This window comes from Type-F symbiont of Plautia stali (assembly GCF_059731105.1).
On record NZ_AP035909.1, the window covers coordinates 2,313,880 to 2,336,994 of the forward strand.

The 23,115-nt window shown below is 56.6% G+C and carries 17 protein-coding genes and 1 tRNA gene; 7 read left to right on the forward strand and 11 right to left on the reverse strand.

The features are described 5' to 3' along the window. Window positions 1-10 precede the first annotated feature (10 nt). The 6 genes from motB to otsB all read right to left on the reverse strand — a co-directional run bounded on the left by motB (window position 11) and on the right by otsB (window position 6,135). Window positions 11-955, reverse strand: a complete 945-nt coding sequence (gene motB / locus AC6I7A_RS10960) for a flagellar motor protein MotB (protein ID WP_009089667.1) — start codon at window positions 953-955, stop codon at window positions 11-13. Continuing rightward, a complete protein-coding gene (gene motA, locus AC6I7A_RS10965; protein ID WP_009089665.1) occupies window positions 952-1,839 on the reverse strand; it encodes a flagellar motor stator protein MotA in 888 nt (295 codons plus the stop codon). The genes motB and motA overlap by 4 nt, the downstream gene beginning before the upstream one ends. A gap of 132 nt (window positions 1,840-1,971) precedes the next feature. Then, entirely contained in the window at window positions 1,972-2,550 is a 579-nt protein-coding gene (gene flhC, locus AC6I7A_RS10970; protein ID WP_009089663.1) for a flagellar transcriptional regulator FlhC, read from the reverse strand. Continuing rightward, entirely contained in the window at window positions 2,547-2,900 is a 354-nt protein-coding gene (gene flhD / locus AC6I7A_RS10975; protein ID WP_009089661.1) for a flagellar transcriptional regulator FlhD, read from the reverse strand. The genes flhC and flhD overlap by 4 nt, the downstream gene beginning before the upstream one ends. A 1,013-nt stretch (window positions 2,901-3,913) precedes the next feature. After that, window positions 3,914-5,350 carry an alpha,alpha-trehalose-phosphate synthase gene (gene otsA / locus AC6I7A_RS10980; protein WP_009089660.1) on the reverse strand — a complete coding sequence of 479 codons (1,437 nt, stop codon included), beginning with the start codon at window positions 5,348-5,350 and terminating at the stop codon, window positions 3,914-3,916. Continuing rightward, window positions 5,347-6,135, reverse strand: coding sequence for a trehalose-phosphatase (gene otsB / locus AC6I7A_RS10985; RefSeq protein WP_058958341.1), 789 nt, complete (start codon window positions 6,133-6,135; stop codon window positions 5,347-5,349). Before otsB ends, otsA begins: the two co-directional genes overlap by 4 nt. A gap of 454 nt (window positions 6,136-6,589) precedes the next feature. Between otsB and eptA the strand changes: the two genes are divergently transcribed. The 6 genes from eptA (at window position 6,590) to AC6I7A_RS11015 (ending at window position 11,748) form a co-directional block, all read left to right on the forward strand. Next, complete coding sequence (eptA, locus tag AC6I7A_RS10990) at window positions 6,590-8,221, forward strand: phosphoethanolamine transferase EptA (RefSeq protein WP_058958340.1); 1,632 nt, start codon at window positions 6,590-6,592, stop codon at window positions 8,219-8,221. After that, complete coding sequence (gene pmrA / locus AC6I7A_RS10995; RefSeq protein ID WP_058958339.1) at window positions 8,218-8,898, forward strand: two-component system response regulator PmrA; 681 nt, start codon at window positions 8,218-8,220, stop codon at window positions 8,896-8,898. Before eptA ends, pmrA begins: the two co-directional genes overlap by 4 nt. Then, window positions 8,895-9,953, forward strand: a complete 1,059-nt coding sequence (pmrB, locus tag AC6I7A_RS11000; protein ID WP_058958338.1) for a two-component system sensor histidine kinase PmrB — start codon at window positions 8,895-8,897, stop codon at window positions 9,951-9,953. Before pmrA ends, pmrB begins: the two co-directional genes overlap by 4 nt. A gap of 293 nt (window positions 9,954-10,246) precedes the next feature. Next, window positions 10,247-10,813: a flavin reductase family protein gene (locus tag AC6I7A_RS11005; RefSeq protein WP_181161902.1), complete on the forward strand. Its 567-nt coding sequence runs from the start codon at window positions 10,247-10,249 to the stop codon at window positions 10,811-10,813. Window positions 10,814-10,872: 59 nt separating this feature from the next. After that, a complete protein-coding gene (gene msrA / locus AC6I7A_RS11010) occupies window positions 10,873-11,406 on the forward strand; it encodes a peptide-methionine (S)-S-oxide reductase MsrA (protein ID WP_058958337.1) in 534 nt (177 codons plus the stop codon). Window positions 11,407-11,660: 254 nt separating this feature from the next. Continuing rightward, window positions 11,661-11,748 (forward strand) — tRNA-Ser (locus AC6I7A_RS11015). Between the two features lie 527 nt (window positions 11,749-12,275). On the opposite strand, the gene phoH is transcribed toward AC6I7A_RS11015, so the two are convergent. The 5 genes from phoH to putP form a co-directional block, all read right to left on the reverse strand. Further along, complete coding sequence (gene phoH, locus AC6I7A_RS11020; RefSeq protein ID WP_009089645.1) at window positions 12,276-13,064, reverse strand: phosphate starvation-inducible protein PhoH; 789 nt, start codon at window positions 13,062-13,064, stop codon at window positions 12,276-12,278. 571 nt (window positions 13,065-13,635) lie between these two features. After that, window positions 13,636-14,913 carry an iron uptake transporter deferrochelatase/peroxidase subunit gene (efeB, locus tag AC6I7A_RS11025; protein ID WP_058958336.1) on the reverse strand — a complete coding sequence of 426 codons (1,278 nt, stop codon included), beginning with the start codon at window positions 14,911-14,913 and terminating at the stop codon, window positions 13,636-13,638. Window positions 14,914-14,915: 2 nt separating this feature from the next. Continuing rightward, on the reverse strand, window positions 14,916-16,031 hold the full coding sequence (gene efeO / locus AC6I7A_RS11030) for an iron uptake system protein EfeO (protein ID WP_058958335.1): 1,116 nt from the start codon (window positions 16,029-16,031) through the stop codon (window positions 14,916-14,918). A 52-nt stretch (window positions 16,032-16,083) separates the two neighbouring features. Beyond that, window positions 16,084-16,908 (reverse strand): iron uptake transporter permease EfeU, encoded by an 825-nt coding sequence (gene efeU / locus AC6I7A_RS11035; protein WP_058958334.1) that lies wholly within the window; start codon window positions 16,906-16,908, stop codon window positions 16,084-16,086. A 189-nt stretch (window positions 16,909-17,097) separates the two neighbouring features. Next, on the reverse strand, window positions 17,098-18,582 hold the full coding sequence (putP, locus tag AC6I7A_RS11040) for a sodium/proline symporter PutP (protein ID WP_058958333.1): 1,485 nt from the start codon (window positions 18,580-18,582) through the stop codon (window positions 17,098-17,100). Between the two features lie 451 nt (window positions 18,583-19,033). On the opposite strand from putP, the gene putA reads away from it, so the two are divergent. Then, window positions 19,034-22,981, forward strand: a complete 3,948-nt coding sequence (gene putA / locus AC6I7A_RS11045) for a trifunctional transcriptional regulator/proline dehydrogenase/L-glutamate gamma-semialdehyde dehydrogenase (RefSeq protein ID WP_058958332.1) — start codon at window positions 19,034-19,036, stop codon at window positions 22,979-22,981. The last annotated feature ends 134 nt before the right edge of the window (window positions 22,982-23,115 follow it).

Sequence of the window (23,115 nt, forward strand, 5' to 3'; positions counted from 1 at the left end):
CTCACGGGAATCACCTCGGCTGTGAGGGGGCTGCTGTATTCACCGCGCTGCCCTGGGGTGCTGGCGGTGCGGTAATTTTTTCAATGGCCGCCGGATCGCTGATCTGGACGGCATCACTTTCTGCGTTCTCTTTTTCTATTGCCGCTTCGGTGTCATGGTTCAACACCAGCAGGCTGATGCGGCGGTTCACTGCATCATTCCCGCCGCGATTTTTCAGGCGCATGGTGTCGGCCATACCCAACACCCGCAAAACTTTGCCGCTGTCCAGGCCACCCATCACCAGTTCACGGCGGGAGGCGTTAGCGCGGTCGGTCGAGAGTTCCCAGTTGCTGTAGCCTTTGTCGCCGCCCGCATACTGGAAGTCATCGGTATGTCCGGCCAGGCTGATGCGGTTCGGGATGTCATTGAGGATCGGCGCTATCGCACGCAGAATGTCGCGCATATAAGGCTCCACCTCGGCACTGCCGGTCTTAAACATCGGGCGATTCTGGCTGTCGATAATCTGAATACGCAGCCCCTCTTCCACCATGTTAATAATCAGATGCGGACGCAGCGTTTTCAGACGCGGATCGGCCTCAATCATCTGATCGAGCTTCTCCCGCAGCCGGTTGAGACGGATCTCATCCAGCTGACGTTTCTGCGCATCCATATCGACCTTTTTGTTCACTTCACCGATCTTTTTCGTCGGATCATCCCCGCCGCCGGGGATCGGGCTTTCGCTGTCGCTGCTGCGCTGCCCGCCAGTGATCGCCACCTTCAGTGGCGTTTTAAAGTAGTCTGCTATCTGCACCAGCTGCTGCGGGTTTGCGATCGACAGCAGCCACATCACCATAAAAAAGGCCATCATCGCCGTCATAAAGTCGGCGTAGGCAATCTTCCACGAACCGTGGCTGCCTTCATGGCCTTTATGTTTGCGCTTTTTGATCAGCACAATTGGGCGATTGCCGTGTTTCATGAAGCCTCGTCCGAAGTCTGTTTAGCCGGGTTCTTAGCGTTACGCACATGCTCTTCCAGTTCGCTGAACGACGGGCGCTCGGCGGAATAGAGCGTCTTACGACCAAACTCCACCGCAATCTGCGGGGCATAACCGTTCAGGCTCGACAGCAGCGTCACCTTGATGCACTGCATCATCTTGGTGGTTTCCGCACACTTCTGACGCAGAACGGATGACAGCGGAGAGATAAATCCGTAGGCCAGCAAAATGCCCAGGAAGGTTCCCACCATCGCATGGGCCACCAGTGCACCCAGTTCCGCCGCCGGACGGTCGGCCGACGCCAGTGCGTGAACCACACCCATGACCGCTGCCACGATACCGAATGCCGGCAGTCCGTCACCCACCGCCGCTATACTCTGCGCTGGTACGTCACACTCATGTTCGTAAGTCTCAATCTCTTCATCCATTAACGCCTCAATTTCAAAGGCGTTCATGTTGCCGCTGACCATCAGACGCAGATAGTCAGTAATGAAATCGACTAACTGTTTATCGGCAAGAATGCGGGGATAATTAGCAAAAATTTCACTCTGGCTGGGATCTTCGATATCGCGTTCCAGCGATAACATCCCCTGCTGACGCGATTTGGCCATCAGACGATAAAGCAGCGCCATCAGATCCATGTAAACCGCTTTGTTGTACTTTGAGCCGCGAAATAACAGCGGCAGCGCTTTCATGGTCTTTTTAATCGACTTGCCGTTGTTGCCGACTAAAAAAGCACCGGCACCCGCGCCGCCGATCATTAATAATTCGGCTGGCTGATAAAGCGCGCCCAGATGGCCACCGACCAGTGCATATCCGCCCAACACGGAGCCTAAAACAACCAGGTAACCTATAATTATCAGCACAAAAAATCCTTACGTCCGTAACGTGTTGGTGGAAGTTAAGCCAGAGAGCCGCAGGCGTTATTCTCAAACCGGAAGCAAAAAAAAAGCAGCGGTATTAACCGCTGCTGGATGGCTTCCACAGTGCGAACAAACTTAAACGGCGTGTTTAACCTGTTCATCCAGCAGTTGTGGAAACATATCGGCAGATTCTGCAGAAAGTTTACGTCTTTTTACGGCACGTGATGGTGGCTGGCACAGGCTGCAGGTAAAGCTGCCAACCGGCTGATGTGCATGGTTAATAAAGCTGCCATTGCAGCATTTGCAGTCAGCCAGTTCCAGCATGCCACTTTCAACAAATCGGACCAGGGTCCAGGCGCGGGTCAGCGCCAACAGCGGGCCCTCGTCCGATTGCGGACACTGCTCAAGGTATAACCGGTAGGCTTTGATGACGGCATCGACGCCACTGCACAGGCCGGTTTTCAGCAAAAATTTCCAGGCGTTACAGAACATGGAAGCGTGGATATTCTGCTCCCAGGTCATGAACCAGTCCGTGGAGAACGGCAGCATGCCTTTTGGCGGCGGGCTGCCACGCAGTTCTTTATAGAGCTTGATCAGGCGACCCCGGCTCAGCTGGGTTTCGCTCTCTAACATCTGTAAGCGTGCACCTAACGAAATCAACTCCATTGCGAGCTGAATGTCACGCGCTTCCTGAACAATACTTTTCTCACTCATGACATTGCTCTCTTTTTAGCAGGCAGATCTTCTTTAGACGCATTACGCAGTAAACGGCTGGATAATAAAATGCCGGTATGAATCTGCTGTAAATCATCCACGCGGGATTCCTGCGTCAGGCGATTAATCGTGCTGCTGTCGGTAAAACGAAACTGGCAAACCAGCTGATTGGTTTCTGCCATTTTTACCATTTCAGGCAATGTTAATTCTGATAATGCATTCGCCATTTTTTCGTCAATGCCGAGGCGAAACATTGCAGAAGCTTTATCCTGGTTAATTAAACGCTGCGCAAGCAGTAAATAAGACAAGTTGAGATCGTAAATATGTTTCAGTACTTCAGAGGTGCCCATTATTTTCCATCCTGAGAGATGCGACGTAACTGTATCGCAGAATATGATCTGCGGTTCGAGCTGCTGTTTGATAAATCAAAAGATGGCAAAAAAATTTCACATAAATTTGATGTCACTGTTTTTCGCCTTCTGTTTTTTGTGAGTTTCAGACCCACCGAAGGTCGAAAATCCATGCCATTTTATTTTCGAGTTCCGGACATCTTCCGTGACGCCTTCTTACTTTTTTTAGGACTATTCCGAAAACAACGCAAATCTATATCGTCTGATTTCGGGTTACAACGACAGCCAGGAGAAATTTTAGATAAAGTGTGACGCAGATCACACTTTTAAGGCAAATTTCTTCAACAACCCTTTACCATTGCTTATCGAGTGGTCATTTTTTGAACAAAAAAGAGCGATTTTAAGTCCAATTTGTCCTGAGAAAGGTTTAATAGGGGGTAAAAGCAGCGTTAATCGACCGTTTGCGCAGTCCGGAATGAATAATCGGTGTTAATCGTTTTAACACCCTATTTAGAACCATTTAAAGATGAGTAATCAGCATTTTATGCTGAAATACAGGCCGGGTATTTGCTGTGAAATTAGTTACTTAAGGGGAGCAACGCTGCGGGTATGTAAATAAATCGTCAGGGTATAACGGCTGTGAGAAGGCCTTCTGACAACCTGGCGTTAACAGTGACAAGGGGTCGCTAAGGAACCGGCACCTGATGTAACAAGGGTTTACATAAGAAAGCCGAATGAGTTGAGGGGTACGCATACGATGGCACTATGAGTATCGGCACGTCGGGCTAAAACTTGAGTTAAAAAGGTAAAGAAAGCGGATAAGCCCCACAGCACGGGATTTCTGCGTGGGTTGCATTTATCGGGCCAGCCTCACGCCCTGATCGGCCTGCCAGACGAAATGCGCCGAAAACGGCGTATCAGACAAGGTGTGGTACCTGCGGAAAGGTTTGAAAAGCGGTGGGACGAAAAACGGCGGCGATATCGCAGGGATATCGCCGCCGTTGTTAACGAGGTCAGGCGAGTTTCGGGAAGGTCGCGACCTTATTATCGGTGCCGTGGTCAGCGCTGCGCGGGGAAATGGCTTCCAGGTCTTTCAGGAAGTTTTCACGCCAGGCGGTAATATCGTTCTTACGCAATACCGCCATCATGTCGTTGTAGCGCGAGATCCTTTCCGTCCGCGGCATGGTAATCGCTTTATCCAGTGCCGCCGCCACTTCATCGCGGTCATAAGGGTTCACGATCAACGCTGAGGTCAGCTCGTTGGCGGCCCCGGCAAAGCGGGAGAGCACCAGAACGCCGGGATCGTCCGGGTCCTGAGCGGCGACATACTCTTTAGCGACCAGGTTCATCCCGTCACGCAGCGGCGTGACCAGGCCGACGTCAGTCAGGCGGAAGATTTTCATCAGCAGGCGACGGTCAAAATGCTGGTTAAGGTAGTAAAGCGGGGTCCAGCCCAGCGTGCCGTACTTACCGTTGATACGCCCGGCTTCGGTCTCCAGCTGATGACGGATATCCTGATACGCCTGCACATCGCCGCGCGAAGTCGGTGCAATCTGCGAGTAGCGGATTTTGCCGCGGTGCTGTGGGAAGTTCTCCAGCAACGCTTCGTAAGCCAGAAAACGCTCCGGCAGACCTTTGGAATAGTCGAGACGCTCACAGGCGATAATGTTACGCGCATCGCCCAGCTCTTTTTTCATCGCCGCCATCTTAGGCGGCAGAGGTCCTTCGGCCATCTCTTTAATACTGTCCGGCTCAATCCCGATAGGGTAAACCTCAGTCATAAAGGTATTGCCAAAGGCGCGATGCTTTTTATCGCCCTTATTCTGCAACTGCGTTAGCTGGCTGACGCTGTCGAGGAAGGCCACGCGGTCAGATTCGGTCTGGAAGCCGAGCAGATCATACTCGCACAGCATCTCCAGCAGCTCTTTATGCGGCGGCAGTGCATTGAATATTTCCGGGGTCGGGAACGGAATATGCAGGAAGAAACCAATGCGGTTATTAATGCCCGCGCGGCGCAGCGCGGCGGCAAACGGTAAAAAGTGATAATCGTGGATCCAGACAATATCATCAGGCTTAATCAGCGGTTTCAGACGCTGCGCAACCATATCGTTTACGTCACAATACCCTTCCCAGGCTTCACGCTGGAACTGCACCAAATCGAGACGATAATGGAAAGCGGGCCAGATGACGGTATTGGAGAACTGGCAATAGTAGAGATCATATTCGTTCTGGTTGAGCGGGAAGGAGGCATACTCAATGCCCTCATGTTCCTGAACGCTGACCTGCTCCTCTTCTTCACCAGAAAACTCGCTGATTTCACCGTTCCAGCCAAACCACAATCCACCCGTGCTTTTCAGGGCATCGAGGATGCCGACGGCCAAACCGCCTGCACTGGTTTTAGACCCATCTGGCATGGCGACACGGTTAGATACAACCACTAAACGACTCATAACCTAAACTCCTTACCGACGTTGTCTTGCTCTAATAGTAATAATGTTTTTTCCAGCCAGCCGTAAACCGCATCGACATCAGTAAGCCGATAATGGGCCTGGCTGGAACCTTCACCGACCTTAATCGAGATGCCCTGCTGCGCGTTAACCGCCACAAAGCCCTTCTCGTCGGTCAAATCGTCACCGATAAAAACGGGGGTACGTCCGGCAAACGGGGCCTGCTGCATAAGGTCGCTGATCGCAGCGCCCTTATCGATGCCTGCCGGTTTAATTTCAACGACACATTTCCCCGGCTGCAGAGCCAGTCCGGGAAAACGCTTCACGGACTGTTCGGCCAGTCGCATCACATCCTGCTCGTGCTGCATCGCCTGGCGATAGTGGAGTGCAAAGGCCATGCCTTTCACCTCCAGCTGCGTACCAGGCCAGCCTGCCATGGCATCCTGCAGTTCCTGCCGGAGCGCCTGCTCGACCTCGGCAGGCAGGCTGATGCGATGCAACTCACCCTGCGCATTGCGGCGCTCTGCACCATGGACGCCCGCAGCGGGTCCGTGCCAGGGCGCGGCCAGCGCATCAAGCTGTGCAATGGGTCTGCCGGAAACCAGCGCGAGGGCGCCCTGACACTGGTCAGAAAGCTGTTGCAGTTGTGCAATGACCTGCTGAGGAATGAATACCGCTTCGGGACGGGACTGTATCGCTGCCAGCGTGCCGTCGACATCAAAAAAGAAGGCGTACTGTCCGCTGCATAATGCCGGATACGTGGGATGTGTCTCTTCCACCTGGGTCACGTCACTTCTCCTGAAAATCAGATTTAATAACACATTGAGTTGAAACAAGAATGTCCTGACGCAGTCAGGTCAGCAAGCGGGAAATTCTGATAAAGCGGTGATTGAGGGGCAAAGCTGGGTGAATAGATAGGTCACTCTCCTCAAACGTGCAAACGCGTTGCTGACAATACTGACTCACTGAGAACATCTTCAGATTAAGTGTAGTCATTAATAGGGGTAATGCCAGAAAGATGCACTTTTCATGCCAGCCGCTGCGGTTAAGTAAGCAGAAAAGTAGCCAAAACAGGGGGCGTGCTGTTTCACCCGCTGCCCCGCAGGGCCAGTGCTGGCCGGAGCTGCGGCCGCTTCGCTTCGGGGATCCGGCGGCCTGAAACGAAGCTTAAGCTTCTTAAGGTATTCCTAATATTGAAAGCGCACTCTCAGCACACTTTCTTTTCCTCGGGTGCCTGCACACATGGCGTTTACACTGAAGAGGCCGCTGATTAGCCGCCTGACTCTGCTCCTCCTGGCGGCGATCTATATCGCGGTTTTCCTTAATCTGGTCTATTACCGTCAGGTGCTGGCGGTGATGCCGCTGACGAGCCTGCATACCACGCTGGTGTTTTTATCTATGCCGCTGGTCGCCTTCAGCGTCATCAATATCGTGCTTACGCTGGCCTCATTTTTCTGGCTGGATCGCCTGCTGGCGGCGCTCTTTATTCTGCTCTCAGCGTCGGCGCAGTATTTTATCCATACCTACAACATCGTGATCGATCGCTCGATGATCACCAACATGATGGATACCACTGCCTCCGAGTCTTTTGCCCTGCTGACACCGCAGCTGCTCCTCACCCTGCTCACCTCAGGCGTGCTGATGGCGCTGATGATGTTCTGGCCGCGGATAAAACGGCAGCAGTGGCGCGGGGTGCTGGCACGTCTGCTGAGCATTGTGCTGTCAGCGGCGCTAATCGCGCTGATCGCCCTGCTCTTCTATAAGGATTACGCCTCGCTGTTCCGCAACAACCGCGAGCTGGTCAAAGCGCTGAGCCCCTCTAACAGCATCGCCGCCACGCTCTCCTGGTATAAGCATCATGAGTTGCAGAATGTGCCGCTGGTACGGATCGGTGAAGATGCCCATCTGAACGCCAGCCACAGCCGGGGCAAACCGAACCTGACGATTGTGGTGCTCGGTGAAACCTCACGCGCGCAGAATTTCTCGCTGGGCGGCTATGACCGACTGACCAATCCCCTGCTGGCGAAAGATGATGTGATTTACTTCCCGCACACCACCTCATGCGGAACGGCGACGGCAGTGTCCGTGCCCTGTATGTTTTCCAACATGCCGCGCGCCCACTATGATGATGTGCTGGCGGCCCATGAAGAGGGGGTGCTGGATGTCATTCAGCGCGCCGGGGTCAGCGTGTTGTGGAATGAGAATGACGGTGGCTGTAAGGGGGCCTGCGATCGCGTGCCGCATCAGGATATGACCAGCCTGAACTTGCCCGGCATGTGTATTGAGGGCGAATGTTATGATGACGTGCTGTTCCACGGCCTGGATGAGTACATCAGCCAGCTAAAAGGCAACGCGATTATCGTTCTGCACACCATAGGCAGTCATGGCCCGACCTACAGCCATCGCTACCCGCCACAGTTCCGTCAGTTTGAGCCGACCTGTGACACGAATCAGATTCAGGACTGTTCACAGCAGCAGTTGATCAACACCTACGACAATACGCTGCTCAATGTGGATCACATCGTGGATAAGGCGATTGGCGTGCTGCGTGCGCATCAGGATCGCTTTACCACCAGCCTGGTCTATCTCTCTGACCACGGCGAGTCGCTGGGGGAAAACGGGGCTTACCTGCATGGACTGCCCTATGCGATAGCGCCCGATACGCAGAAGCATGTGCCGCTGCTGATCTGGCTCTCCCCGGATTATCAGCAGCGTTATGCGGTTAACCGCACCTGCCTGAATAAACTGGCGGCGACAGACGATTTCTCACAGGATAATCTGTTCTCAACGCTGCTGGGATTAACCGGCACCGCAACCCACGAATATGTGCCTGCGGATGATATTTTGACGTCGTGTCGGAGCCAACACGAATGAAGATACTGATAGTGGAAGATGACGCCCTGCTGCTGCAGGGTCTGATACTGGCGCTGGAAGGTGAAGGTTATGTCTGCGATGGCGTCACCAGCGTACGGGATGCGGAAGCGCATTATGCCAGCGGCCTCTACAGTCTGGTGGTGCTGGATCTCGGCCTGCCGGACGAGGATGGATTGCACTTCCTGATCCGTCTGCGGCGGCAGAAGAAGATGACCCCGGTCCTGATCCTCACCGCCCGCGACACCATCAGCGAACGCATTGCCGGACTGGACGCGGGTGCCGATGATTATCTGATCAAACCGTTCTCGCTGGATGAGCTGCTGGCGCGCATCCGTGCGCTGATCCGCCGCCACGTCAATCAGGGCGACAGTCAGGTCAGAGTGGGCGCGCTGGCGCTGGATATGACCCACCGTCAGATCACGCTCAGCGATGTGCTGCTGGATCTCACCCCGAAAGAGTTTGCGATCCTGTCACGGCTGATGCTGAAGGCCGGCAATCCGGTTCACCGCGAAATTCTCTACCAGGATATCTATAACTGGGAGACCGAGCCGTCGACCAATACGCTGGAAGTTCATATTCATAATCTGCGCGACAAAATCGGCAAAAGCGCCATCCGCACCGTACGCGGATTTGGTTATGCGCTGGTCACGCATGAGACCCCGCGCGAGGCAACATGACAGGACGATTCGATCACCGCAGTATGCGCTTTCGCCTGATCCTGACCATCGGCCTGATCCTGCTGGTCTTTCAGGTAATCAGCGTGGTCTGGCTCTGGCATGAGAGTAAAGAGCAGATTCAGTTTCTGGTGGAAGCGCAGCTGCAGAAGCGCAACATGGACAGCCACGTCAAGCGCGAGGTCCATGAAGCGGTCGCCAGCCTGGCGGTGCCGAGCCTGGTGATGATTACGCTGACGCTGCTGCTCTGCTACCAGGCAGTGAAATGGATCACCCGGCCGCTCTACCAGCTACAGCGTGAGCTGGAAAGTCGGGGTGAAGATAATCTCCATCCCATCACCTGCCACAGTCCGGTTCATGAAATCGAGGCGGTCACCCTGGCGATCAATCAGCTGGTGGCGCGCCTTAACACCAGCCTGGAGCGTGAACGTCTGTTTACCGCCGATGTGGCGCATGAGCTGCGCACACCGCTGGCCGGCTTACGGCTGCATCTGGAGTTAATCGAGCGCAACAGCGATGTGAAAGTGCAGCCGCTGGTGCAGCGACTGGATCAGATGACGCACAGCGTCTCGCAGCTTTTAAGTCTGGCGCGCGCCGGCCAGTCCTTTACCTCCGGCACCTACCAGAACGTGGGACTGATTGCAGATGTGATTCTGCCGATGGAGGCGGAGCTGAGTATCATGCTGGAGGCGCATCAGCAGACGCTGCTGCTCGATCTGCCGGAGGAGCAGTTTGTGCGCGGGGATGCGACGCTGCTGAAGATGCTGCTGCGCAACCTGGTCGAGAATGCCCATCGCTACAGCCCGGACAACAGTACGATCACTGTCCAGCTGCTCGCGTCTCCGCAACCGATGCTGGTGGTGGAAGATCAGGGGCCGGGCATTGATGAGAGTAAAAGTGGTGAGCTGAGTAAAGCGTTTATCCGCATGGACAGTCGCTACGGCGGCATCGGACTTGGGCTGAGCATTGTCAGCCGTATCGTCCAGTTACACCGGTTTCAGTTTTTTCTGGAGAACCGCCGGGACAGAAGCGGTTGCCGGGCCGTGGTCAGATGTTAGGCGCTGAACCAGGCACTGAGGAACAGAATAAGGGTCGCTGCGGTAATCAGCAGGGCAGCATATTCGCTCAGCGGACGCGGAGCCGCAACGGGCAGGGAAGCAGACACAGTTTTCATAGTAACCTCCTCAACAGGAGCCGCCAGTATCGCGACTGCAGATTAAGGAAACATTAAGATCGCGGCGCGGGCGAAAAAATATCCGCGCTGCCCGCCCTCGCCCCTCTGCCTTACCCCCTGCTGCAGGCGCTGCGTGCTCTACACTTAATGACGACATTCCGTTAAAGGAGTTAAGCCATGAGCCAACGCATGCACAAATATGCCTTTCCGGTCAGTAAAGCCCGTAAATATCTCGAACCGGGTCCGGTGCTGCTGCTCAGTTCGCAGTATAACAATGAGCAGGACATCATGACGCTCGGCTGGCATACGGTGCTGGAGTTCTCGCCCTCTCTGGTGGGCTGCATGATTGCCGGTATGAATCACAGCCACGCCCTGATTCGCAACAGTGGCCAGTGCGTCCTCAATATCCCGGCCGCTTCACTGATTGATGAGGTGGTGGCGGTCGGCAACAGCCACGGCGACCAGCTGGATAAGTTCGCCGCGTTCGGCCTGACGCCGGAGCCGGGTCAGGTGGTCAGCGCCCCCATGATTGCCGAATGTTTTGCCAGCTTTGAGTGCCAGCTCTATGACGACTCGATGGTGGCTAACTACAACCTGTTTATTTTTGAGATCGTTAAGGCACATGTGGCCGAACAGCCCGAATACCCGGCAACCCTGCACTACACCGGCGAAGGCCGCTTCAGCGTGATGAGCGATAAAATGCTGGATAAGAGCGGAGATTTTAAACCGGAGATGCTGATCTAGTTGAAAGCCTTCCGCTGCGCCCCCATTCACCTCTTTCGACCTGACAGGAGTAAAATATTATGGCAATCGAATACGCAGTTATCGCGGGTAGCTGTTTCTGGTGTACCGAAGCGGTCTTTAAGGATGTGATCGGCGTAGAGTCGGTTGAAAGCGGTTATACCGGCGGCGCGCGCCCGAATCCTACCTATGAGCAGGTCTGTAGCGGCGCGACCGGCCACGCGGAAGCGATCCGCATTGGGTTTGACCCCGAGCAGGTGAGTTTTGGCGACCTGCTGGATATCAGCTTCGTGACGCACGATCCGACCCAGCTTAACCGCCAGGGTAACGATATCGGCACCCAGTATCGCTCCGCCATTTTCCCGGCCAATGCTGAGCAGGAAGCGGAAGCGCGTGCCGCCATTGAACGAGCTCAGGCCGACCATGATGTGCCGGTGGTGACGACCATCGAGCCGCTGAAGGAGTGGTATCCTGCTGAAGCCTATCATCAGGATTACTGGGAAGGCGCGGGTCAGCGCAACGGCTACTGTATGGCGGTCATCCCGCCGAAGCTGCAGAAGCTGCGCAAAAGCTTCGCTAACCGGGTGAAGAGCTGATTTCAGCCATCCGCGGGACGGCATCCGGTTTGAGATGTTGCTCAGGATGTCGTCCTGCCCGCTGCCCTGCTCTGTCCCACTGCGCGGACAGGACGGGAAATCAGGCGGAGAAATGGCCAGTTTCAGGCCGGAATAAATCAATTCGTTCAGAGCTTAAGCGAATAGATCAAAAGAAAAAAATAGTGCTTGACCGTTTTCAGCCGACTCCCTATAGTACCGCCCCGTTGACCCAGCGCGGTCAGCGAAATAAATGTGGTGAGGTGTCCGAGTGGCTGAAGGAGCACGCCTGGAAAGTGTGTATACGGCAACGTATCGGGGGTTCGAATCCCCCTCTCACCGCCACATTCCGAAGAAAAGCCTGAACGAAAGTTCAGGCTTTTTTTTTGCATATTGCACGGAGAGGGGGTGAGAAGCCCCGCCGGGGTTCGACAGCGGGCGCAGCCCGATGGACAGCGGAGCCTGCGACGCTGCCCGCAGGGTGAGCGCAGCGAATCAATCCCCCTCTCACCGCCACATTCTGAAGAAGAGCCTGAACGAAAGTTCAGGCTTTTTTTTTTGCATATTGCACGGAGAGGGGGTGAGAAGCCCCGCCGGGGTGCGACAGCGGGCGCAGCCCGATGGACAGCGGAGCCTGCGACGCTGCCCGCAGGGTGAGCGCAGCGAATCAATCCCCCTCTCACCGCCACATTCTGAAGAAGAGCCTGAACGAAAGTTCAGGCTTTTTTTTGCATATTGCATGGAGAGGGGGTGAGAAGCCCCGCCGGGGTGCGACAGCGGGCGCAGCCCGATGGACAGCGGAGCCTGCCCTCCATAATAAGAAAACCCGGCCGGAGCCGGGTTTGGGCGCTACACTTCTACTCAATCGAACACTAGCTGTACGCGTGCAGGGTGCGCTGACACAGCGCTGAACGCACACAATCCTCTTTGCCGAAGCGCACAATGCCAACCATCTCGTCCTCTTCAAACCGCGCCAGCGCGTCTGCGAGACCAGAAGGCACCCCAGCGGGCAAGTCGCACTGGGTAATATCGCCGTTAACAATGACCGTGACGTTTTCGCCCAGTCGGGTCAGGAACATTTTCATCTGCGCGGCGGTCACGTTCTGCGCCTCGTCCAGAATCACCACAGCATTTTCAAAAGTGCGGCCTCGCATATAGGCGAAAGGCGCAATCTCAACTTTGGCAATTTCCGGACGCAGACAATATTGCATAAAGGATGCGCCAAGACGTTTAACCAGAATGTCATAAACCGGACGGAAATAAGGGGCGAATTTCTCAGAAATATCGCCGGGCAGGAATCCCAAATCCTCATCTGCCTGCAGTACCGGGCGCGTAACGATAATCCTGTCGATATCCTTATGAATCAGGGCCTCAGCCGCTTTCGCGGCGCTGATCCAGGTTTTACCGCATCCGGCTTCACCGGTTGCGAAGATCAGCTGCTTCGTCTCTATGGCATTAAGATAGTGCGCCTGAGCCTCATTCCGGGCTTCAATCGGCAGCCGGTCGCGCGCATCGCGTGCCATGCCAATCGAATCCAGTCCGCCCATATGCACCAGCGAAGTGACCGACTCTTCTTCGCGCTGACGATGACTCCGTGAGTCATTGCGAAGCACTCTTCTCGCTTCACGACGCGCTTTGATCACTGCTTTCTGTCTTCCCATAGTGGCACCTTTCAGTTGGTTTCATTTCCCGTGTCAGGCCGGTGGCCCGTTACGATTACGTGAACGCTTTAGAGGTTTCAGTTGGCTTCCTTTTAAGCCATGACAGGACAGGATAGTGGGTATGCAGCAGCGCAGAAGCGTGGCTGAACACCGGATAAAAAAGGAAACGGTAAGACAAAAGAGTTGGTTGAAGGAAGGAAGAAATAACGAGGCAGAATGGCCCTCGCGGTCAGGCGCAATCTATTTACTGACAATGACTTTCCATAAAAGACTCGACCCATGCGCGAACTCCAGTGTGATACATCGACACGTCCGATTACGCCTGTTTAATAAAGTGCATCATTTTGCTGAACCTTTGCAACAGTAATTTTAACTGCTGGCAAAGGAATTGCTATTCGCGGGTAAGCCTTTATTTTACCAGTGCGTGTAAAAATCAGCTATTTCAAAAAGTTATATTATTTTAATTCGGCGAAGCCCCGGCTGATTCTCAGTTAAAACTCAGTCAGTCAGGTTACGGGAAAGAAAAGTCGGACGGCCAGAAATCGGGCCGTCCGCAGTGGTTGAAATTTAATCAGGCTTCCAGCAGGGGTTGCGCTAAATAATGGCTGGCGTCCGGGACACCCGGCAACGCAAAGAAATAACCGCCGCCAAAGGGCCGGATATATTCTTCCAGCGCCTCGCCGTTCAGTCGCCCCTGCACCGTCAGAAATCCGCGCTCCAGATCGTGCTGATAGCAGACAAACAGCAGGCCCATCTCCAGCTGTCCTGACGCCGAGATCCCGGCGGAGTAACTGTAGCCGCGGCGCAGCATCAGACTGCTGGCCGTCTCTGGCGTGCGGGGGTTAGCAAGGCGAATATGCGCATCCAGCGCAATCACCTGCCCGTCCGGATCGCGGGCATAGTCAGGAACATCATGCTCATGCTGCATCCCCAGCGGAGCTCCACTCAGCTTATCGCGACCAAAGATGGTCTGCTGCTCGCCCAGCGGGGTGCGATCCCACATCTCCACGTGAAAGCGAATCAGCCGCACCGCCTGATAGCTGCCATGACGTGCCCAGACCGGTTCATCCTGATCCGCCGTCACCCACAGCAGCTGATTCATCAGGGCAGCGTCGTGCGTATCCGGATTCGCGGTGCCATCCTTAAAGCCCAGCAGGTTAATCGGCGTCTCCTGCCCCTGACTGCGTGCCGCGTGGTCAGAGATAAAGCCTTCCCGTCGCCAGCGAACCCCAAGCAGGTCGGGGGTGTGCTTGATGATATCGCGCAGGGCATGGATCACCGTATCCTGGGTGTTGGCGCAGATCTGCAGCAGCAGATCGCCATGACACTGAGCAGCATCCAGCGAATCGTTAGGGAAGCGCGTCATCGGCTGCAGTTTTTTCGGCTTATGCGGGGCCAGACCAAAACGCTCATCGAACAGGCTGCTGCCGACCGACACGGTGATGGTGAGATTATCCGGCGCGATAGTCGGGCCGAGAATGCCCGAATCCATTGGCGGCAGCTGCGGGTTGGTGACGACCGGTGCCGGCCCGCCCGCGGTAAGAAAGGCGATGCGCTGGGTCAGCAGCCGGAAGAGCCGCTCCAGATCGGCTTTATCACTGCTGAGCAGGTCAAACGCCACCAGCATCATCGATGCCTGTTGTGGCGTGATAATCCCCGCCTGATGCTGACCATAAAACGGCTGCTTTTGCTGCCGCGCCTGAGGCGTCACCGTACCCGGCGAAAACGTGTCGGCGGCGGCATGAAACGGGCAACCGCCGGAGAAGGCAGCGGCGCCTCCCAGCAGGCCCAGCCCTTTTAATAAACGACGACGCGCAGGCTGCTGCGCGTCCTCTGGCTTACGACTCATGATTAATCCAGACCCAGCGTGCCACGAAGTAAGGAAAGATCTTCCGCCAGGGCGGTGACAGGCCCTTTCAGCGCATTGCGGTCAGCCGTGCTCAGTTTCTCATACGATTCGAAACCGGTTTTCGTGCGGTATTTGCTCAGGATCGCATCCACTTTTTTGAAGTTGGCATCCACCTTCGCCAGCAGCTGCGGATTGGCTTTGCTGACCAGCGGGCGCAGCAGCTCAACGATCTTCTGTGCTCCATCAATATTTGCCTGGAAGTCCCACAGGTCGGTACGGCTGTAGCGATCTTCTTCGCCGGAGATCTTGCTTGAGGCAACCTCTTCAATCAGACCGGCCGCGCCGCCCACCACTTTGGCCGGCGGGAAGGCCAGTTCACTGATGCGCACCTGCAAATCTTTCACATCTTTGTTGAGCTGGTCGGCATAGCCCGTCATCCCTTTAGTGCTGTTCTCCGCAAACAGCGCTTTCTCCAGACGGTGGAAACCGGTGAACTTAGGATCCTCCGCTTTCTTTTCATAGTCATCTTCACGGGCATCAATGCTGCCATCGAGATCGGAGAAGAGTTCAGCAATCGGCTCAATGCGCTCGTAATACTGGCGGGTCGGGGCAAACAGCGCTTTGGCTTTTTCGACCTCCCCGGCTTTGACCGCATCGGTGAAGGCCTGCGTCTGGCTCACCAGCTGATTCACCTGCTCCGTCACCCAGGCTTTGTATTGCGTGATGGGGCCTTCCAGCTGCATCCGCGCGGAGGTTGCGCCGGGCGTCGCGCTCTCCCCCGCCTGCACAATCAGTTTGCCCTTTGGATTGCTCAGCAGACCGCAGGTCATCTCATATTCCCCGGCCTCCAGATTAGCGGTCAGCTTCTGGCTGAAGCCCGGCGCAATGTTTTCACGCTCTTCCACCACCAGCACACCTTTCAGGATCTCCCACTCCAGCGCTTTCTGGCTGTTATTTTTAATCAGAAACTGAGTTTTACCGGCCTTCACCGTTAAGCTCATCGGCTCACACTGCCTGTCGTTGACGCTTACGGTAACCTGAGGAACGGCTGCCGCCGCAGAAGCAGAAATCGCCAGCAGAGGAAGCAGCAGTGCCTTGCGGCGGAAACGCATTGTCATCTCTTTTTCCCTATCACGTTGCGGGCGTAAGATGCGCCCGTTAAAGGTCGTATTACACAGTGGCCGACGCAGCAGGACGCGCAGGCATAAAAAACAGAATCAGGGCCGGGATCAGGTAGACGAAGTAAAGGGTCACTTCACTGACGCTGGGGGCCTCCTGATAACCCAGCACGCCTTCCAGCAGGGTGCCAAACAGCGAATGGGTCGATAAGGTATTGCTGAGATCGAAGGCCACATCCTGATAGTGATTCCACAGACCCGCCTCGTGGAAGGCGCGAATCGCCCCTGCGGCCAGCCCGGCCGCCACAAACAGGATGAAGACGCTGGTCCAGCGGAAGAAGTGCGCCATGTTCAGGCGGATACCGCCCCAGTAGAGCAGCATGCCCAGCACCACCGCCGTCGCCAGCCCCAGCACCGCGCCAATCGGCGGCGCATAACCGACATCCTGCGTAAAAGCGGCCAGCAGGAAGAAGACTGACTCCAGGCCTTCCCGCGCCACGGCAAGAAAGACCATCAGCACCAGCGCCAGACCGCCCCGGCCCGAACGTTGCAGCGCCTGGTCGACCGCCTGCTCCAGCTCAACTTTGATATTGCGCGCCACCCTGCGCATCCAGAACACCATGGAGGTGAGGATCACGACGGCGATCAGCGCCACAATGCCTTCGAACAGCTCCTGCTCTTTTTGCGGGAACTCGCCGGTGGTGGCATTGATAAACAGACCCAGCCCCAGGCAGAGTGCCGCGGCGACAAAGACGCCTGCCCACATGGCCGGAAACCACTGGGTGCGCTGGGTGCGTTTGAGGTAGCTGGCGATCAGGCTGACAATCAGCGCGGCTTCAAGTCCTTCGCGCAGCATGATGAGAAAGGGAACGAACATTGCCAGCCTCTTGAATGTTAAGCAGCGTCAATTAACGGTAAATTCAGGTAAAGTGTAAACGATACCGATTATCATTATCGCTGCGAAAAAAACAAGTTGCTGATGGAGATAATTGCATTTTTGAGGCTTTTATCTTTGTAACAAAAGGCCCGCCCCCTGCGGGACGGGCCTTCACTCCTGACGCTCTGCTTATTTGGTCTGGAACTCCGCCTCAGCGGCGGCAAAGCGCTGCTGCGCTTCGGCTGAAGGTTCACGTCCCATCAGGCTGAAGAGCACAATCGCGATGCTGGCGAAGATGAAGCCCGGGATGATTTCATACAGACCCAGCCAGCCATACTGCTTCCACACCAGCACGGTCAGCGCACCGACAATCATACCGGCCAGCGCGCCGTTGCGGTTCATGCGCTTCCAGCAGACGCCGAACAGCACGACCGGTCCAAAGGCCGCCCCGAAGCCTGCCCAGGCGTAGCTGACAAGACCCAGTACGCGGTTTTCCGGGTTAGACGCCAGTGCAATCGCGATCAGCGCCACCAGCAGCACCATCAGACGCCCTACCCACACCAGCTCCTGCTGGCTGGCGTTTTTACGCAGGAAGCCTTTGTAGAGATCTTCAGTCAGGGCGCTGGAGCAGACCAGCAGCTGACAGCTCAGGGTTGACATCACCGCCGCCAGAATCGCTGACAGCAGAATACCGGCAATCCATGGGTTAAACAGGATGCGTGCCAGTTCGATAAAGACGCGCTCTGCGTTGTCGTTGACGCCGGTCGCCAGCGTCGGGTTGTTCTGGAAGTAGGCGATACCAAAGAAGCCAACAGCGACCGCCCCCGCCAGACAGAACACCATCCACGCCATGCCGATGCGACGTGCGGTGCGGATTGAGCGATGCGAATCCGCCGCCATAAAGCGCGCCAGAATATGCGGCTGGCCGAAGTAGCCCAGGCCCCAGCCGAGCAGCGAGATCACCGCAACGAAGTTCAGCCCTTTGAGCATGTCGAGATTTTCCAGGCTTTTCGCTTCGATCACCGTCAGCGAATCAGACCAGCCGCCCACCGCGATAATCACAAACACCGGCGTCAGGATCAGGGCGAAAATCATCAGGCTGGCCTGAACGGTATCCGTCCAGCTCACCGCCAGAAATCCCCCCACCAGCGTATAAAGGATGGTGGCTGCCGCCCCCGCCCATAGTGCGGTCTCATAGCTCATGCCAAAGGTGCTTTCAAACAGACGCGCACCGGCAACCACGCCAGAGGCGCAGTAGATGGTGAAGAACACCAGGATCACAATGGCCGAAATCACACGCAGAATTTTGCTGTGATCTTCAAAGCGGCTGGTAAAGAAGTCTGGCAGCGTCAGCGCATTGTTGTGGTGTTCGGTCTGAACACGCAGGCGGCCGGCGACGATTTTCCAGTTCAGCCAGGCACCGATGGTCAGACCAATCGCAATCCAGCTCTCAGAGATCCCTGAGATGAAGATCGCCCCCGGCAATCCCATCAGCAGCCAGCCACTCATATCTGAGGCACCCGCAGAGAGTGCGGTGACCACACTACCCAGACTGCGGCCACCCAGGATGTAGTCATCAAAGTTTTTGGTCGAACGGTAGGCCACAAAACCGATTAACACCATCCCAAGTATATAAACCACAAAGGTCACCAGCATTGGTGTACTTACACTCATCTGTCTCTCCACTTATTTTTTGATATCCCAGAGAAATCGCCAGCTACCCGCCTGCCGGAACGGGGCAGAACGGGCCGATTGTTTTCGTCAGGGCGTCAGTCATTTCCCAGCGGCGCGGTATCCTGCCGGAAAGGCGTGGCGCGCACAATGGATTTAACACAGGCGTTACAGTGATTTCACTAACCTGTTGTGAAAAAGTGTCCAGAGGTTGCACTCGCTCACAGTTATCCGGTTGCACCACCGTGTAACCTGCCGGAAACCCGCATTTTATCGGGTCTGCCAACCTGGCGAGGATCTTGCAGCAATATCCGTGCCGAATTGTCAGATTTAACAATTGGCGATGTCACAGGGGTGTTAACTGGCTCACATTTAACACGGTTGCACAAAGTTGCAACTTAAGTGATAGTGCAGCCCACGCCGTATCGAACCACTATTAAGGAGCCTGGAAGTCATGGGTACAACCACCATGGGTGTAAAACTGGATGACGCGACACGTGAGCGCATCAAACTGGCTGCGCAGCGCATCGACCGCACGCCACACTGGCTGATCAAACAGGCGATTTTTAACTACCTGGGCCAGCTGGAAACCGGGGATGCCGTGCCGGAGATCCCTCTCACTGCACAGGTCGCCGCCGAGTCTGACGACATCCAGCCAGAGGAGCTGCATCAGCCGTTCCTTGACTTCGCAGAGCAGATTTTACCGCAGTCCGTGACCCGTTCCGCCGTGACCGCCGCCTGGCGTCGTCCGGAGACGGATGCGGTGCCGATGCTGCTGGAGCAGGCGCGCCTGCCGGCGCCGCTGGCAGAGAAAACCCATCAGCTCGCTTATCAGCTTGCCGACAAGCTGCGGCACCAGAAGGGTGCAACCGGACGCGCCGGTATGGTGCAAAGCCTGCTGCAGGAGTTCTCATTATCGTCTCACGAAGGCGTGGCGCTGATGTGCCTTGCTGAAGCGCTGCTGCGTATTCCCGACAAGCCAACCCGCGACGCGCTGATCCGCGACAAAATCAGCAACGGAAACTGGCAGTCACACCTGGGACGCAGCCCGTCCCTGTTTGTCAACGCGGCCACCTGGGGTCTGCTGTTTACCGGCCGCCTGGTCTCCACTCATAACGAAGCAAACCTGTCACGCTCCCTGAACCGCATTATCGGTAAGAGTGGCGAGCCGCTGATCCGCAAAGGTGTGGATATGGCGATGCGACTGATGGGTGAGCAGTTCGTGACCGGCGAAACCATTGCCGAAGCCCTGGCGAACGCCCGCAAGCTGGAAGAGAAAGGCTTCCGCTACTCCTATGACATGCTGGGCGAAGCGGCACTGACCGCAGGCGATGCCAAAGCCTACCTGCTCTCCTATCAGCAGGCGATCCACGCGATTGGTAAAGCCTCCAATGGCCGGGGCATCTATGAAGGCCCGGGCATCTCCATCAAACTGTCAGCCCTTCATCCCCGTTACAGCCGCGCGCAGTATGAGCGGGTGATGGAAGAGCTCTACCCGCTGCTGAAATCGCTGACGCTGCTGGCGCGCTCCTATGACATCGGCATCAACATCGACGCCGAAGAAGCTGACCGGCTGGAACTGTCGCTGGATATGCTGGAGAAACTCTGTTTCGAGCCAGAGCTGGAAGGCTGGAACGGGATCGGCTTCGTCATCCAGGCGTATATGAAACGCTGCCCGTTTGTCATCGATGAGCTGATCGACCTGGCTCAGCGCAGTCGCCGCCGACTGATGATCCGTCTGGTGAAAGGCGCTTACTGGGATAGCGAAATCAAACGCGCGCAGATGGAAGGTCTGGAAGGTTATCCGGTTTACACCCGCAAGGTCTACACCGATATCTCCTATCTGGCCTGCGCCCGTAAACTGCTCTCCGTGCCGAACCTGATCTATCCGCAGTTCGCCACGCACAATGCCCATACCCTGGCAGCCATCTATCAGCTGGCGGGCAACAACTACTATCCGGGACAGTATGAGTTCCAGTGCCTGCACGGCATGGGTGAACCCCTCTATGAGCAGGTGGTCGGCAAAGTAGCGGACGGGAAGCTGAATCGCCCCTGCCGCATCTATGCGCCGGTGGGGACGCATGAAACCCTGCTGGCTTATCTGGTGCGTCGTCTGCTGGAGAACGGAGCCAACACCTCCTTTGTTAACCGCATCGCGGATACCTCGCTGCCGATTGACGAGCTGGTTGCCGATCCGGTGCTCGCCGTTGAAAAACTCGGGGCCAGCGAAGGCGCGATCGGCCTGCCGCATCCGAAGATCCCGCTGCCGCGTGACCTCTATGGCGAGAACCGCGTCAACTCTGCGGGTCTGGATATGGCCAACGAACACCGCCTCGCCTCACTCTCCAGCGCCCTGCTGAGCAGCGCCGCCCACCCTTACCTGGCCGAACCGATGATCGATGGCGAAGCGGGCACCGGTGAGCTGCACGACGTGCTGAACCCGGCCGTGCCTGGCGATCGCGTGGGTCAGGTGCGTGAAGCGACAGAGCAGGAAGTGTCTGTGGCGCTGGATGCCGCCGTGAACAGCGGGCCAATCTGGTTTGCCACCCCGCCGCAGGAGCGTGCCGCGATTCTGGAGCGCGCGGCGCAGATTATGGAAGGCCAGATGCAGAAGCTGATGGGCATTCTGGTGCGTGAAGCGGGCAAGACCTACAACAACGCCATCGCGGAAGTGCGCGAAGCGGTCGATTTCCTCTATTACTACGCCGGCATGGTGCGCGACGATTTCGACAATGAAACCCATCGCCCGCTGGGCCCGGTGGTCTGCATCAGTCCGTGGAACTTCCCGCTGGCGATCTTCACCGGTCAGATTGCGGCGGCACTGGCAGCAGGCAACAGCGTGCTGGCCAAACCTGCCGAACAGACGCCGCTGATTGCCGCGCAGGCGGTGCAGATCCTGCTGGATGCGGGCGTACCGCCAGGCGTGCTGCAGCTGCTGCCAGGCCAGGGTGAAACCGTTGGCGCACAGCTGACCGGCGACAACCGGGTGCGCGGTGTGATGTTTACCGGCTCCACTGCCGTGGCAACCCTGCTGCAGCGTAATCTCGCCGGTCGTCTTGACCAGCACGGCCGCCCAGTGCCGCTGGTTGCGGAAACCGGCGGGATGAATGCGATGATCGTTGACTCCTCCGCGCTGACCGAGCAGGTGGTGGTTGATATCGTTGCCTCGGCGTTCGACAGCGCCGGACAGCGCTGCTCCGCCCTGCGTCTGCTCTGCATCCAGGAAGATGTCGCCGACCATACACTGAAAATGCTGCGCGGTGCGATGGCAGAGTGCCGCATGGGTAACCCGGAGCGCTTCTCCACCGATATCGGCCCGGTCATTGACGCCGAAGCCAAAGCCAATATCGACCGCCATATTCAGGCGATGCGTAACAAAGGCTTCACGGTCTATCAGGCGGTGCAGGATAATCCGCAGGACAGCAAAGAGTGGAACAGCGGCACCTTTGTCAAACCCACGCTGATTGAGCTGGATCAGGTCAGCGACCTGGATAAAGAGATTTTCGGACCGGTGCTGCACGTGGTGCGCTTCACCCGCAACACGCTGCCGCAGCTGGTTGAGCAGATTAACGCTTCCGGTTACGGCCTGACGCTGGGTGTCCATACCCGTATCGATGAGACCATTGCGCAGGTCACGGCGAGCGCCCGGGTCGGTAACCTCTACGTTAACCGCAACATGGTGGGCGCCGTTGTTGGCGTGCAGCCGTTTGGGGGTGAAGGCTTATCCGGTACCGGTCCGAAAGCGGGCGGTCCGCTCTATCTCTACCGCCTGCTGGCACATCGTCCGGATGGCGCGCTGCGTCTGACCTTCGATCGTCAGGATGCGGAGCGCCCGGCTGACAGCACACTGCGTCACGCTCTGCTGGCTCCGCATCAGGCACTCAGCAGCTGGGCCAAAGATAAACCGGCGCTGGCTGAACTCTGTGATCGCTATGACCAGCTGGCTCAGGCCGGTGTGGTACGGCTGCTGCCCGGCCCGACGGGTGAGCGCAATACCTTCTCGCTGTTGCCACGCGATCAGGTGCTCTGCCTGGCTGACAACGAGCAGGATGCGTTGATTCAGCTGGCGGCCGTGACCAGCGTCGGCAGTAAAGCGCTGTGGCAGGATGATGAGCTGCATCGCACCCTGCGTGCCTCGCTGCCGGACGCGGTGAAAGCGCGCATTACGCTGGCGCGAGACCCGCTGACGGCGGAGTTTGACGCGGTAATCTATCACGGCGATGCCGATCAGCTGCGCGCCCTGTGCGAACAGATTGCCGCGCGTGACGGCGCGATTGTGTCGGTGCAGGGCTTCGCCCGCGGCGAGACGAATCTGCTGCTGGAGCGTCTGTTGATTGAGCGCTCACTGAGTGTGAATACCGCGGCCGCAGGTGGTAACGCCAGCCTGATGACCATCGGGTAAGGGGGTGGGTTGCCTGAGGCTGGTGAGGTTTGCTGCGCGGGCGGAGTCTGAGAAGGTTTCGTTCGCCGGGTCGCTGGGACTGATGGGGTTTGCTGCGCGGGTTGAGTTTGAGCAGATTTCGTTCGCCGGGTGAA

What these genes read in the sequence shown, in the direction of transcription:
- putA (WP_058958332.1), top strand. Translation starts at nt 19,034, where the DNA reads ATGGGTACAACCACCATGGGTGTAAAACTGGATGACGCGACACGTGAG.
- msrA (WP_058958337.1), top strand. Translation starts at nt 10,873, where the DNA reads ATGGCAATCGAATACGCAGTTATCGCGGGTAGCTGTTTCTGGTGTACC.
- putP (WP_058958333.1), bottom strand. Translation starts at nt 18,582, where the DNA reads ATGAGTGTAAGTACACCAATGCTGGTGACCTTTGTGGTTTATATACTT.
- phoH (WP_009089645.1), bottom strand. Translation starts at nt 13,064, where the DNA reads ATGGGAAGACAGAAAGCAGTGATCAAAGCGCGTCGTGAAGCGAGAAGA.
- efeB (WP_058958336.1), bottom strand. Translation starts at nt 14,913, where the DNA reads ATGAGTCGTAAGCCAGAGGACGCGCAGCAGCCTGCGCGTCGTCGTTTA.
- eptA (WP_058958340.1), top strand. Translation starts at nt 6,590, where the DNA reads ATGGCGTTTACACTGAAGAGGCCGCTGATTAGCCGCCTGACTCTGCTC.
- flhD (WP_009089661.1), bottom strand. Translation starts at nt 2,900, where the DNA reads ATGGGCACCTCTGAAGTACTGAAACATATTTACGATCTCAACTTGTCT.
- flhC (WP_009089663.1), bottom strand. Translation starts at nt 2,550, where the DNA reads ATGAGTGAGAAAAGTATTGTTCAGGAAGCGCGTGACATTCAGCTCGCA.
- otsA (WP_009089660.1), bottom strand. Translation starts at nt 5,350, where the DNA reads ATGAGTCGTTTAGTGGTTGTATCTAACCGTGTCGCCATGCCAGATGGG.
- AC6I7A_RS11005 (WP_181161902.1), top strand. Translation starts at nt 10,247, where the DNA reads ATGAGCCAACGCATGCACAAATATGCCTTTCCGGTCAGTAAAGCCCGT.
- pmrA (WP_058958339.1), top strand. Translation starts at nt 8,218, where the DNA reads ATGAAGATACTGATAGTGGAAGATGACGCCCTGCTGCTGCAGGGTCTG.
- pmrB (WP_058958338.1), top strand. Translation starts at nt 8,895, where the DNA reads ATGACAGGACGATTCGATCACCGCAGTATGCGCTTTCGCCTGATCCTG.
- efeU (WP_058958334.1), bottom strand. Translation starts at nt 16,908, where the DNA reads ATGTTCGTTCCCTTTCTCATCATGCTGCGCGAAGGACTTGAAGCCGCG.
- motB (WP_009089667.1), bottom strand. Translation starts at nt 955, where the DNA reads ATGAAACACGGCAATCGCCCAATTGTGCTGATCAAAAAGCGCAAACAT.
- efeO (WP_058958335.1), bottom strand. Translation starts at nt 16,031, where the DNA reads ATGACAATGCGTTTCCGCCGCAAGGCACTGCTGCTTCCTCTGCTGGCG.